We start from the raw sequence: 12,546 nt of genomic DNA, 5'->3' as shown, positions 1-12,546 counted from the left end.
CCCGGTGCCGGCCGGTGGTGGGTCGGGGCCGTGGATGTGCGTCGAGCCCGTCGCGGCTGGATCAGACGTGGGCCGGGCAAGGAAGCCGCTGCTCGATCCGAACGTAAGCGGCGGGCTTGCGACGCACCGCCACGGCCCCTTGCGTCGCATCGAGGCCGCGGGTGGGTGGGGGCTGGCGCGCATCTTCAGCCTGTCCGGCGTTCGAGGACGAGGCCGTTCAGGCCGATGCGGGGGTCTGGGGGCGGCAGCCCCCAGTGGGGTCGGAGGGGCGGAGCCCCTGGGGATGGGACGGGTAGGGGCGGCGGGGGCGAGAAACGGGGTCGGTGGGGAGCGGGCCGCGAGGGGGCTCCACCCGTGGGTGGAGGGGTGGGGCGGGTGCGGATCCACCCACGATCCACCCTGGCTCCGATCTGGTGGGCTGCCGATTTCCGTAGCGTCGAAGGCGTCGACAGCGCTCGCTGTCGGAACCCGCTCTTCCTCGCCCACGGAGGTCGTGATGTCCGGGCTTGTCAATGCCTTGGTGATCCTCGCCGTTGTTGTCCTGGTCGTCGCGCGCCAGTTCCGTACGCGCAGGATCACCACAGACAGGCGCTGGTGGATCGTGCCGGCCATCCTGGCCGTGATGGCCCTGCGGGAGCCCGGCCTGATCGACACCCACCATCGGGCCGAGGCGATGCTGCTGCTGGGGGCAGAGCTGTTCATCGGGCTGGCCACCGGAGCCGCGTGGGGATGGACGACACGGATATGGGCGGAGCCGGACGGCTCGCTGTGGAGCAAGAGCACCAAGGCCAGCGCGGCCGTCTGGGGCCTGGGCATAGCCCTGCGGATGGGACTGTTCGGCATCGGCATCCTGCTGGGCGTCCACCAGGACAGCTCCGCCCTGCTGCTCGCCCTCGCGGCCACTTTGCTGGTCCGCTCCGGGATCCTGGCCTGGCGCTCGCAGTCTCTGCCCCCGGCCGTCGCGCAGGCGACGGCGTACGGTGACGACGTGCCCCGGGGCTCGTGGAAGGAGCGCGTGTGACGGAGAACGCCTGGAAGCGCTGGCCCTCCCGCGAGGCGCTGTCCCGAACGGGAGTGGCCAAGCCCAGGCGCGCACTCGCCTGGGCCTCGCGCCTCTTCGCCCTGGGCCTGCTTCTGTGGACGACCTTCATGAGCAGCCATCTGGGTGCCTGGCGGATCGTGGCGGGCGTCTTGGGGATTCTTGTCTGCGGGCTGGCGGCATGGGCCTTCTGGCGGACCACGCTCGAACACCGTCTGCTGCCCTCACTGGCGCTGCTCGCCCTGCTGCTCGCCATCGCGACGGTGGGAGTGGGCACCGGCTTTCGGGTGCCGGCCATCGTCCTGTGGTGCGGGTGTGCCATCAGCGCCCTGGAGAGGCTGCCTCTCGCGGCGGCACTGCCTGCCACCTCCGTCGCGCTGAGCGCGTTCGCGGCGGTGAACAACGACGTGTGGCTGACCACGGCGGCCACCGCCGTCGGGCTCGCCCTGGCCGGATACGTGCTGCGCCTCGACGCGGAGGCGCGGGGCAGTGCCCAGCGTCTGCTCGCTCAGGAGCGGGCGGCTCGGGTGGCCGAGGCGGAGTCCGCGGCGCTCGCGGAGCGGGCCAGGATCGCGAGGGAGATCCATGACGTCCTGGCGCACAGTCTCTCGGCGCAGATGGTGCATCTGGAGGCGGCCCGGCTGCTGATCGAGCGGGGCGCCGAGCGGGAGCAGATCCTCGAACGGGTCGTGGCGGCACGTGGGATGGCCCGTGAGGGGCTCGCCGAGACCCGGCAGGCGCTCTCCGCCCTTCGGGGTGAGATGTCCCCGGTGGAGGACTTCCTGAGCGAGCTGGTCGCCACAGCGGACGGTGCCGACGTCACCGTGGAGGGTGAACGGAAGCCGCTGTGCGCCGAGGCCTCGCAGGCGGTGCGCAGGGTGGCGCAGGAAGCCCTGACGAACGTCCGCAAGCATGCGCCGGGCGCCAAGGTCCACATTCGGCTCGAGTACGGCGAGCAAGAAGTGACGCTGGCTGTACGGGACTCGGGAGGGCCGCCGGGCGAACTCAGCGGCGCGGGGGCCGGGTACGGTCTGCTGGGCATGCGGGAGCGTGCCGAGCTGCTGGGCGGCTCGTTGGAGGCCGGGCCGGACAAGGAGGGGTTCGTGGTGACGCTGAGGGTGCCCGTATGACGGAGGAGGAGACCAGGAAGCCGGCTCGGGTCGTGGTGGCGGACGACCAGACCGTGGTGCGCGAAGGCATTGTGATGCTGCTGGGTCTGCTGCCGGGGATCGAGGTCGTGGGCGCGGCCGGGGACGGCTACGAGGCCGTGGCACTTGTGGCCGAGCTCGCCCCGGACGTCGTGCTGATGGACCTGCGCATGCCGCGATGCGACGGTGTGGAGGCGACCCGGCGCATTCGTGCCGAGCATCCGGGGACACAGGTCGTCGTGCTCACCACGTACGCGGACGACGAATCGCTGTTTCCCGCGCTCAGAGCGGGGGCCCGCGGCTATCTCACCAAGGACGCGGGCGGTGACGAGATCGTGCGCGCGGTGGAGAGTGTGCTGTCCGGGGACGCGGGACTCTCGCCGAGCGTCCAACGGCGACTGCTGGAGCGGCTGTCGGAGCCGGCGGCGGCTCCGGAGCCCGATGCGCTCGTGGAGCCGCCCGATGGGCTGACCACGCGGGAGACCGAGGTGCTGCTGCTGATCGCCGAGGGCCTCACCAATCAGGAGATCGCTCGCAAGCTGCATGTCTCCACCGCGACAGTGAAGACCCACATCAACAACCTCTTCGCCAAGACGGGCCTCAAGGACCGTGCTCAGGCGGTGCGTTATGCCTTCGGAAAGGGTCTCGTACGGCCGCCGACAGGATGAGTCACCTGATGGGGTGAAGAGCGCGGAGAGAAGAGTCCGGGATCTTCCCGATCTGTCCATCCTTGGGCACGCGGCCGAAAAGGGTCGCGGACAAGGAGAGTTCGGTGGAGAAGCACGACGGTCGCGATACCGGAGAGGCCCGGTTCGATGACCCTTGGTACGACGCGCTCGCCTCCGGCTGGGGTGAGTTGGACGGCACGGGCGCGCCTGCTCCCGCAGTGCCGTCCGCACGCCTGGAGCGCGAAGGCCGCACGGGCGGGACGGCCGACGTCTATCTGGAGGTGCAGCGCAGCGCGGCTTTCCAGGAGGTGCGCAGCCGGTATCGGAGGTTCGTGGTGCCGGGCGTCGCGGTGTTCTTCACCTGGTACGTGGGCTATGTGGTGACCGCGACGACGGCGCCCGGGTTCATGGCCCGGCCCGTCGCCGGCGCGGTGAACGTGGCGATGGTGGCGGGGCTCGGGCAGTTCCTCACCACGTTTCTGTTCACGTGGGCGTACGCGCGGCATGCGCGGCTGCGCAGGGACCGGGCGGCGCTCGATCTGCGCTGGGACACCCAGGAGCTGACGAGGAGCGTCAGAGGTGGTGAGCGGTGACCGGCACCCATCAGACGCTGGCGCTGCTGCTGTTCAGCGCGTTCGTGGCGGTGACGCTGGGGATCACGACGTGGGTGAGTCGCAACCGGCACGGGTCGGCCGAGGAGTTCTATGCCGGCGGGCGGCTGTTCTCGCCCATGGAAAATGGTTTTGCCATCTCGGGCGACTACATGTCGGCGGCGTCCTTCCTGGGCGTCACGGGGCTCATCGCGCTCTACGGCTACGACGGGCTGCTGTATGTCGTCGGGTTTCTCGTCGCGTGGCTCGTCGTCCTGTTCCTCGTCGCCGAACTGGTGCGCAACTGCGGGCGGTTCACGCTCGCCGACGTTGTCGCGGCCCGGATGAGTGAGCGGCCGGTACGGATCGCGGCGGGAACCTCTTCGGTGACCGTGTCCGTTCTGTATCTGGTGGCGCAGATGGTGGGGGCGGGCAGCCTGGTAGCGCTGCTGCTGGGAGGTTCGAGCGAGGCGGCGCGGAACTGGACGGTGATCGGCGTCGGCGCGCTCATGGTGATCTATGTGTCGCTGGGAGGGATGCGGGCCACCACGTGGATTCAGATCGTCAAAGCGGTGCTGTTGCTGAGCGGTTCCATTGTGCTGACCGTGCTTGTCTTCATGCGGTTCCACGGGGACGTCAATGAGTTGCTGCGTTCGGCGGCGGAGCGCAGCGGGCACGGTGACGCGTTTCTCGCACCCGGGTTGAAGTACGGCGGGGACTGGACGGCGCGCTTCGACTTCATCAGCCTGGGCCTCGCGCTGGTGCTCGGTACGGCCGGGCTGCCGCACATCCTGTCGCGTTTCTACACCGTGCCGACCGCGCGGGCCGCGCGGCGTTCGGTGGTCTGGTCGATCGGGCTCATCGGGGGCTTCTACCTGATGACGATCGTGCTGGGCTTCGGCGCGGCGGCGATCGTCGGTCCGGAGGCGGTGCGGGGGTCGAACGCGGCGGGCAACACGGCGGTTCCGCTACTCGCGCTTGATCTGGGCGGCGGTGCGAACTCCGCGGGAGGAACGGTTCTCTTTGCCGTCGTCGCGGCCATCGCCTTCGCAACGATCCTCGCGGTCGTCGCCGGGATCACCCTGGCGTCCTCGGCGTCCGTGGCCCACGACCTCTACGCCTCGCTGCGCCGTCGGCATGCGAAGCCCCGCAGCGAGGTCACCGTGGCACGCACCGCGGCGGTGGGCATCGGGGTGGTCGCGATCGCGCTCGGGCTGCTGGCCCGCGACCTCAATGTGGCCTTCCTGGTGGGCCTTGCCTTCGCGGTCGCCGCGTCCGCGAACCTCCCGGTGCTGTTGTACTCGCTGTTCTGGCGGAGTTTCACGACCCGCGGCGCCGTGTGGGCCGTATACGGAGGCCTGGTGCCCGCGCTGCTGCTCGTCCTGCTGTCGCCGGTGGTGTCGGGGAGTCCGGACTCGCTGTTCCCGGGTGTGGACTTCCAGTACTTCCCGCTGCAGAACCCCGGCCTGGTGTCGATTCCGCTCGGTTTCCTGTCGGGCTGGCTGGGCACGGTCACGTCGGCGGAGCCGCCGGACGAGGCCAAGCACGCGGAGACCGAGGTGCGGTCGCTGACGGGTGCCGGGGCGGTCTGAGGGCGCCCCCTGCGAGTGTCCGGGGGCGCCTCCAGCGGGCGGGGGTGCTCCCGGCGACGTACGGCCCGGCGACGCACGCCACGTGCCGGGTGGGTGTGACGGCTTTAGGCGCGGGGTCAGGGTGCCACCCAGGCATAGCGGTGTTCCGGGCGGCCCGTGTCGCCGTACTTGAGCGAGAGGCGCAGCCGTCCCGCCTGCTCCAGATGGCGCAGATAGCGCTGGGCGGTGGAGCGGCTGAGCCCGGTCTCGGCCGCGACCTCGTGGGCCGACAGCGGCTGGTTCGCGCGGTGAAGGACACCGCAGATCAGGTCCGTGGTGGGTTCCGAGTGGCCGCTGGGCAGCCCCGGCGACGACGGGACGGGCGTGGTGCGCAGGGCGCTGAAGATCCGGTCGACCTGCTCCTGGCCCGCCACGCCGCGCCCGCCGACCCGGTCGACGGTGCGCCGCAGGGCCGCGTACGAGTCGAGCCGGGTGCGCAGTGCGGCGAAGGTGAACGGCTTGACCAGATAGTGCAGGGCGCCCAGGCGCATCGCGGCCTGCACGGTCGTCACATCGCTGGCCGCGGTGATCATGATGACGTCGGTGCCGTGGCCGCGTTCGCGCATGCGGTGCACCAGTTCGAGGCCCGTCTGGTCGGGCAGATAGTGGTCGAGCAGGACCAGGTCGACGGGCGCGCGCTCCACGGCGGCCAGGGCCTGGGCAGCGCTGTGCGCGCGGGCGGCCACCCGGAATCCGGGAACCTTCCCCACGTACTTCGCGTTGATCTCAGCGACGCGGAAGTCGTCGTCCACGACCAGGACGTCAATCATCGGGCCTCTTTCTCTCAAGGCCTGGCGAGCGTTAAGCCCGTGTTTCGGCTCCGCTGTTGTAGCGCGAGCAAAATGAGCACAACAGACTCTTGCAAGCAGAAGAAGGCCTTGCGCCCAGAAGACTGATGCTGTGGCCCGCGCCACATCTACGGTCCCGGGCCATGAGCGCAGACACCAGCCCCGCCATTGAGCTGCGGGGCGCGAGCAAGATCTTCAAGACCCCGTCAGGGGGTCTGCACACGGCGGTCAGGGAGCTCGATCTGACCATCGGCCGTGGCGAGTTCGTGGCTGTCGTCGGCCCCACCGGCTGCGGGAAGTCCACCACTCTGACCCTGGTGAGCGGTCTGGAGGAGCCCACCGAGGGCGAGGTGCTGGTGGCCGGTGAGCCGGTCGCGGGCGTCGGTGACAAGGTCGGCTTCGTCTTCCAGCAGGACGCCACCTTCCCTTGGCGCACGGTCCTGTCCAACGTCATGGCGGGCCCGCGTTTTCGCGGTGTTCCGAAGGCGGAGGCCAAGCAGCGGGCCCGCGAATGGCTGGCCAGGGTCGGACTGTCGGCCTTCGAGGACCGCTACCCGCACCAGCTCTCCGGTGGTCAGCGCAAGCGCGTCGCCCTCGCCGCGACCTTCGTCAACGACCCCGAGATCCTGCTGATGGACGAGCCCTTCTCGGCGCTCGACGTGCAGACCAGGGCCCTGATGTCGGACGAGCTGCTGGAGCTGTGGGAGGGCACGGGCGCCTCGGTCGTCTTCGTCACCCACGACCTGGAGGAGTCCATCGCGCTCGCCGACAAGGTCGTCGTGATGACCGCGGGCCCCGCCACCGTGAAGCAGGTCTTCGACATCGATCTGCCGAGGCCGCGCAAGGTCGAATCGGTGCGCCTGGAGCCGCGGTTCATCGAGATCTACCGCGAGATCTGGGAGTCCCTCGGTGAAGAGGTCCGCATCACCCGAGAGAGGGGCGCCGCGAATGTCGCCTGACGTCATGCCCGAGGCCGTCGTCGCGGCGACCGCCACCGAGCCCGCCAAGCCGGGACGCGCCCACTCCCGCGCCCGTGCCGCCCGCAGACGCAGGGTGATCGTCGCCGCCGCCCGTGCGGTGCTGCTGATCGCCGTACTCGGCCTCTGGGAAGTGTTCGCGCGCGCCAAGATCATCGACCCGTTCAACTTCTCCATGCCGTCGAAGATCTGGGACCAGGTCTACACCTGGGTGACCCATGGGACCGCGCTCGGCTCACTCGGCGAGCAGATCTGGTACACGCTCCACGAGGCGCTGCTCGGCTGGGTCATCGGGGTCGTGACCGGCGTGGTCTTCGGTATCGCGCTGGGACGCGTCGCCTTCCTCGCCGATGTCCTTGGTCCATACATCAAGGTGCTCAACTCCATACCCAGGATCGTCCTCGCACCGATCTTCGTGATCTGGTTCGGGCTCGGGCCGGCCTCCAAGGTCGCCTCGGCCGTGGTCCTGGTCTTCTTCCCGGTCTTCTTCAACGCGTTCCAGGGTGCCCGCGAGGTCGACCGCAACCTCGTCGCCAACGCCCGGATCCTCGGGGCGAGCGACCGCCGGGTGACGCTTCAGGTCGTCATCCCCTCCGCCACCTCGTGGATCTTCACCAGCCTCCATGTCAGCTTCGGCTTCGCCCTCATCGGTGCGATCGTCGGTGAGTACATCGGCGCCACCAAGGGCATCGGCCTGCTCGTCGCCCAGTCCCAGGGCACCTTCAACGCGGCCGGTGTGTACGCCGCGATGGTCATCCTCGCTGTCGTCGCACTTCTGGCCGAAGGGCTGCTCACCTTCGCCGAGCGCCGCATCTTCCGCTGGAAGCCGTCGGACTCCGAGAGCTGATCGGCAGACGACACCCGCCCAGGGTGCTCGATTGCCTCTCAGGGCCCTCCAGGGTGCCCGACTTCCTCGCAACGCTTTCCAGGGTGCCCCCCTTTCCGCTCAACGCTCCCCAGGGCACCCCTTTTCCCGCACTGCCCTCTCACAAGGACGTGACCCATCATGCGCAAGACCGCCAGATACTCCGCGCTGGCAGCCGCCGGTCTGCTCGCCCTCTCCTCGCTCACCGCCTGTGCCAACGACGCGGCCTCCACCACCGCCGACTCCGGCAGCAACGGGGGCGGCGGCAAGGGGGAGCACGTCAAGATCATGGTCGGTGGCCTGGACAAGGTCATCTACATGCCGGCGATGCTCACGCAGCGGCTCGGCTACTTCAACGACGAGGGTTTGAATGTCGAACTCCTGAGTGAGCCGGCCGGTGTGCAGGCGGAGACCGCACTCGTGTCCGGGCAGGTCCAGGGAGCCGTCGGCTTCTACGACCACACTCTCGACCTGCAGACCAAGGGCAAGGCCGTGGAGTCCGTCGTGCAGTTCTCGCACGCGCCCGGCGAGGTGGAGATCGTCTCCAACAAGCGAGCGGACGACATCACCTCGCCCAAGGACTTCAAGGGCAAGAAGCTCGGCGTCACCGGGCTCGGTTCCTCCACCGACTTCCTCACCAAGTACCTCGCGGTCAAGAACGGTGTGAAGGTCAGCGAGTTCGCGCCGGTCGCCGTCGGAGCGGGTCCGACCTTCGTCTCGGCACTCCAGAAGGGGGCGATCGACGGCGGCATGACGACGGACCCGACCGTCGCCACGGTCCTGCAGAAGGGCCTCGGCAAGGTGCTCATCGACATGCGTACGCCGAGTGGCTCGCAGGAGGCGCTCGGCGGACCGTATCCCTCGTCCAGCCTCTACATGCAGACGGACTGGGTGAACGGCCACAAGGAGACGGTCCAGAAGCTGGCCAACGCCTTCGTGAAGACCCTCAAGTGGATGTCCACGCACAGCGCCTCCGAGATCGCCGCCAAGATGCCCGCCGACTACTCCCAGGGCAACAAGACGCTCTACGCGACCGCCATCCAGAGCACGCTGCCGATGTTCACCAAGGACGGCGTGATGCCCGAGGACGGCCCCGAGACCGTCGAGAAGGTGCTCAAGGCGTTCAACCCCAACATCAAGAACGCCAAGGTGGACCTGAGTAAGACGTTCACCACGGAGTTCGTGAAGAAGGCCGCCACCGGCTGAGGAAGAAGGCCGGCACCGGCGGAGAGAAGAAGGCCGCCACCGGCTCGGAGCGGGGTGCGCGGCCTCTTCCCCCCGCCCCCGTGGCCGCGCCTTCAGGATCTCCCTCTTCGGCCGTGCCCTCAGGCGCGGGTCGCCCAGACGTAGCGATGCTCCGGGCGGCCCGCGTCGCCGTATCTGAGGGTCAGCCTGGCCCGTCCCGTGCGCTCCAGGAGCTTCAGATAGCGCTGGGCGGTCTGTCGGCTCAGTCCGGTCTCCTCGGCGATCTCCTGGGCCGACAGCGGCCCCTCGGCGGTCATCAGGGCCCGGCGGACGAGTTCCGCGGTCGTGGGGGAGTGCCCCTTGGGCAGGTTCGGCTCCGCACTCGCCGACAGGGCGCCGAATATCCGGTCCACCTGGGCCTGTTCGGCCTCGCCGCCGCCGTCGAGCGTGCGGCGCAGAGCCGCGTACGCCTCGAGCTTGGCGCGCAGGCCCGCGAAGGCGAACGGCTTGACCAGGTACTGGAGGGCGCCCTGCCGCATGGCTGCCTGGACGGTCGAGATGTCGCGGGCCGCGGTCACCATGATGACGTCGGTCTGGTGCCCGCGCCGACGCATCTCCTGGACGACCGCGAGGCCCGTCTCGTCGGGCAGGTAGTGGTCCATCAGGACCAGGTCCAGGTGGGGCAGCGTCTCCATCCGGTGGAGCGCCTCGGCGGCACTGTGCGCCTCGCCCGCGGCATGGAAGCCGGGCACCTTGTCGACGTACGCGGCGTTCACCCGCGCGACCCGGGTGTCGTCGTCCACGACCAGGACCTCGATCATCGCGACTCCTCCTCGGCGGTCGTGGTGGCGGTGGCATCGGTGGTGTTCCGGGAGAACGTGTCGGGCTGTCGTACGAGTTCCGGTGCGGGCCCGCGGAGGGGTTCGCCCTCCGGGCCCGGCACGCGGTGTTCGGCCGCCCCGAGGTCGGCGTCCGTGAGGGCCTCCGGCAGCACGACCGTGAACTCCGCGCCCCCTCCGTCGGCCTCCGCCACCTCCGCGCTGCCTCCTTGCCGCTCGGCGAGACGACGTACCAGGGAGAGACCGAGTCCGCGCTTGCCGTGCGCCGGTGGCTTCTTGGTGGACCACCCGTCCGTGAAGATCAGCTCCCGCCGCTCCGCCGGAATTCCGGGCCCGGTGTCCCGTACGCGCAGCACGGCCGTTCGTCCCTCGGCGCGCAATTCGACCTCCACGCGCGCGTGCGGTGTGCCCGCGACGGCGTCGAGTGCGTTGTCGACCAGATTGCCCACGACGGTGACCAGCCCCCGAGGGTCGACCAGCCGGTCGGGCAGCCGGGTCCCGTCCGCGATCCAGAGAGCCACCCCGCGCTCGGCCGCCACCGTGGCCTTGCCGACCAGCAGGGCGGCCAGCAGCGGATCGTGGATCTTCTCGGTGACCTGTTCCGCGGTGACCCTGTGGTCGCCGACCACCTCGCCGACGAACTCCACGGCGTCGTCGTACATCTCCAGCTCGAGCAGCCCCAGGACCGTGTGCATCCGGTTGGCGTGCTCGTGGTCCTGTGCGCGCAGGGCGTCGATCAGACCGTGGGTCGAATCGAGCTCACGGCCCAGTTGTTCCAGCTCCGTGCGGTCGCGGAGCGTGGCCACGGCGCCGCCGTCGTCCGTGGGCATGCGGTTGGCGACCAGGACGCGCTGGCCGCGCACGGTCAGCAGATCCGTGCCGGTGACCCGTCCGGCCAGTACGTCGGTCGTGCGGCCCGGCCCGAGCACGTCGTCGAGGGGCTGCCCGATGGCCTCGGCGTCGAGCCCGAGCAGACGCTGCGCTTCGTCGTTCAGGAGCCTCACGCGGCCGACGCGGTCCAGGGCGATGACCCCCTCCCGAATGCCGTGCAGCATCGCCTCGCGTTCCGCGAGCAGCGCCGAGATGTCGGAGAAGGCCAGGTCACGGGTCTGCCGTTGGACTCGTCGGGAGAGCAGATACGCGGCGAACGCACCGACGGCCAGGGCCCCGCCCGCGTAGGCGAAGAGTCCGGGGATCGCGTGGATCAGCCGGGCGCGCACACTGTCGTACTCGATGCCCACCGAGACCGCGCCGATGATGCGCCCGTGGGCGTCGCGCAGGGGTACCTTGCCGCGGGCCGAGCGTCCCAGTGTGCCGCTGTCTATGTCCATGACGTCCCGGCCGGCCAGGGCCTGGCTGGGGTCGGTCGAGACGACCCCGCCGATCTGCGTGGTGTCCTTGTGCGACCAGCGCACCCAGTGCGTGTTCATCACCACGACGTACTCGGCCCCGCTGGCCTTGCGGATCCGCTCCGCGGCGACCTGTACGGGGCCGTTCACGGACGGTATGGACGTCTGCAGGTCCCTGGCGATCTGCGGCTGGGCGGCCGTTGTCTGCGCGATCGCGAGCGCCTGGCGCTTGGCCTGGTCGTCGAGCTGGGCGCTGAGCGGGGCGAGGAACAGCCCGGTCGCGAGGATGGCGACCCCGGCGGCGATCGCCACCTGCATCAGCAGCACCTGCGAGAACACCCGCCGCGGCAGACCGAGGCGCAGTCGTCGTGCGGGGGGAGTGGGGCTCATAGCCATGACGGTACGGGGGAGCGTGCGCCGGGCCGAAGGGAGTGTGGCGTGGATCTCTTGAGCGGCGTGTGGGGAAGCCGTGGTCGGCGGGTACGGGCCGGCCCGCGCAAGAGCTTTGGTCAGCAGGCCACGGGGATCGCCGCGCGGGGCATCTCCCGTACGGCCACCACGTCCATCCGGGCCGGGGAACCCAGCGCCGAGCCGCAGCTTTCCGGGCGGGGCGGCAATGAGGTGCCCTGCGCCACGACGACGCGCCACAGGCGCCCGTCGGTGTGGGCGACGGTCACGTCCCAGCGCGGCGCCGCGCCGTCCGTGCGGACGACGCTGAGGGCTTCCGCGGCATGCTCCCCGGAGGCCCTGCGCACGGCCAGCTCAGCGGCCTGCCCGGGCCGTTCCCACGCGGAGTTGCCACGGCAGCCCTCCGTGACGACGCGGCCCTCCCGCACGTCCTGGAGGATCTCCTTGACGGCGTGGGCCTCGGCCCGCCCGTAGGCGTATCCGTACGGCAGGACGAGCAGCGTGGGCGAGAAGCGGTGACCGCCGAGGTGGGTGACCTCCCACGCGCCCGCCACTCCCGAGGCGGCGAGCTCCGCCGCGAGGGGCCGGCCCAGGAGGGCGCAGCAGCGGTCCCGCTTGCCGTTGGTGCAGACGAGCGCGAGCGGCTCGCCCGTGTGGTGCCGACCTTGGAGCGCCGCGTCGAAGGTGCGCGGGTCCCCCTCGCCGAGCGCGGTGAAGTCCAGGTCGAGCAACCGCTCAGGAGCGCGGGTCGTGGCGGCGTGCAGCCACACGTTGCCCGGGGTGGTGTGAGCCGCGAACACCTGGCGCTCCGCGGACGTACCGCAGTCGGCGTGCCGTCCGGGGCGGCGGATGAGCGCGATCCGCACCCCGGTGTCCCGGGCCGCGGCTTCGAGCGCGCGGCCGAGCTTCGGGTCCAGGTGGCTCGACGTGAGCGCCTTGGCACCCCAGGGGCCGGGCTGTTCGAGGAGCAGCCATGTCCTCGCGGTCGCCGCGGTCCCCGCGAGGGGCTCGTCGAGGTCCCGGGACGCGGTCGTGCACGTACTCACAGAGGTGAGCCTA

12 protein-coding genes are annotated in these 12,546 nt (G+C 70.3%); 8 read left to right on the top strand and 4 right to left on the bottom strand.

Annotated features, from left to right (window positions below):
* The first annotated feature begins 496 nt into the window (after window positions 1-496).
* The 5 genes from OG568_RS15725 (at window position 497) to OG568_RS15705 (ending at window position 5,037) form a co-directional block, all read left to right on the top strand.
* A complete protein-coding gene (locus OG568_RS15725; protein ID WP_329532033.1) occupies window positions 497-1,021 on the top strand; it encodes a DUF1453 domain-containing protein in 525 nt (174 codons plus the stop codon).
* Window positions 1,018-2,169: a sensor histidine kinase gene (locus OG568_RS15720; RefSeq protein ID WP_329532032.1), complete on the top strand. Its 1,152-nt coding sequence runs from the start codon at window positions 1,018-1,020 to the stop codon at window positions 2,167-2,169. Before OG568_RS15725 ends, OG568_RS15720 begins: the two co-directional genes overlap by 4 nt.
* Window positions 2,166-2,855, top strand: coding sequence for a response regulator transcription factor (locus OG568_RS15715; protein WP_329532031.1), 690 nt, complete (start codon window positions 2,166-2,168; stop codon window positions 2,853-2,855). The genes OG568_RS15720 and OG568_RS15715 overlap by 4 nt, the downstream gene beginning before the upstream one ends.
* Before the next feature lie 104 nt (window positions 2,856-2,959).
* The gene (locus OG568_RS15710; RefSeq protein WP_266586547.1) at window positions 2,960-3,448 is read left to right on the top strand and encodes a DUF485 domain-containing protein; all 489 of its coding nucleotides are present in this window, start codon (window positions 2,960-2,962) and stop codon (window positions 3,446-3,448) included.
* On the top strand, window positions 3,445-5,037 hold the full coding sequence (locus tag OG568_RS15705) for a solute symporter family protein (protein ID WP_266430206.1): 1,593 nt from the start codon (window positions 3,445-3,447) through the stop codon (window positions 5,035-5,037). Before OG568_RS15710 ends, OG568_RS15705 begins: the two co-directional genes overlap by 4 nt.
* 116 nt (window positions 5,038-5,153) lie before the next feature.
* Here OG568_RS15705 and OG568_RS15700 read toward each other — a convergent pair whose 3' ends face one another.
* A complete protein-coding gene (locus OG568_RS15700) occupies window positions 5,154-5,846 on the bottom strand; it encodes a response regulator (RefSeq protein ID WP_054229901.1) in 693 nt (230 codons plus the stop codon).
* A gap of 161 nt (window positions 5,847-6,007) precedes the next feature.
* Between OG568_RS15700 and OG568_RS15695 the strand changes: the two genes are divergently transcribed.
* From OG568_RS15695 to OG568_RS15685, 3 genes are all read left to right on the top strand, one after another.
* On the top strand, window positions 6,008-6,823 hold the full coding sequence (locus tag OG568_RS15695; RefSeq protein WP_266430202.1) for an ABC transporter ATP-binding protein: 816 nt from the start codon (window positions 6,008-6,010) through the stop codon (window positions 6,821-6,823).
* Window positions 6,813-7,688 (top strand): ABC transporter permease, encoded by an 876-nt coding sequence (locus OG568_RS15690; protein ID WP_266586553.1) that lies wholly within the window; start codon window positions 6,813-6,815, stop codon window positions 7,686-7,688. The genes OG568_RS15695 and OG568_RS15690 overlap by 11 nt, the downstream gene beginning before the upstream one ends.
* A gap of 159 nt (window positions 7,689-7,847) precedes the next feature.
* A complete protein-coding gene (locus tag OG568_RS15685) occupies window positions 7,848-8,912 on the top strand; it encodes an ABC transporter substrate-binding protein (protein ID WP_329532030.1) in 1,065 nt (354 codons plus the stop codon).
* Between the two features lie 119 nt (window positions 8,913-9,031).
* On the opposite strand, the gene OG568_RS15680 is transcribed toward OG568_RS15685, so the two are convergent.
* The 3 genes from OG568_RS15680 to OG568_RS15670 form a co-directional block, all read right to left on the bottom strand.
* Window positions 9,032-9,712: a response regulator gene (locus OG568_RS15680; protein WP_329532029.1), complete on the bottom strand. Its 681-nt coding sequence runs from the start codon at window positions 9,710-9,712 to the stop codon at window positions 9,032-9,034.
* A complete protein-coding gene (locus OG568_RS15675) occupies window positions 9,709-11,469 on the bottom strand; it encodes a sensor histidine kinase (protein ID WP_329532028.1) in 1,761 nt (586 codons plus the stop codon). The genes OG568_RS15680 and OG568_RS15675 overlap by 4 nt, the downstream gene beginning before the upstream one ends.
* A 119-nt stretch (window positions 11,470-11,588) precedes the next feature.
* On the bottom strand, window positions 11,589-12,533 hold the full coding sequence (locus OG568_RS15670; RefSeq protein ID WP_329532027.1) for a sucrase ferredoxin: 945 nt from the start codon (window positions 12,531-12,533) through the stop codon (window positions 11,589-11,591).
* Window positions 12,534-12,546 lie beyond the last annotated feature (13 nt).

The sequence above is a fragment of the Streptomyces sp. NBC_01450 genome, from assembly GCF_036227505.1.
Lineage (GTDB): Bacteria > Actinomycetota > Actinomycetes > Streptomycetales > Streptomycetaceae > Streptomyces.
This window is presented reverse-complemented; position numbering and strand designations above follow the sequence as displayed.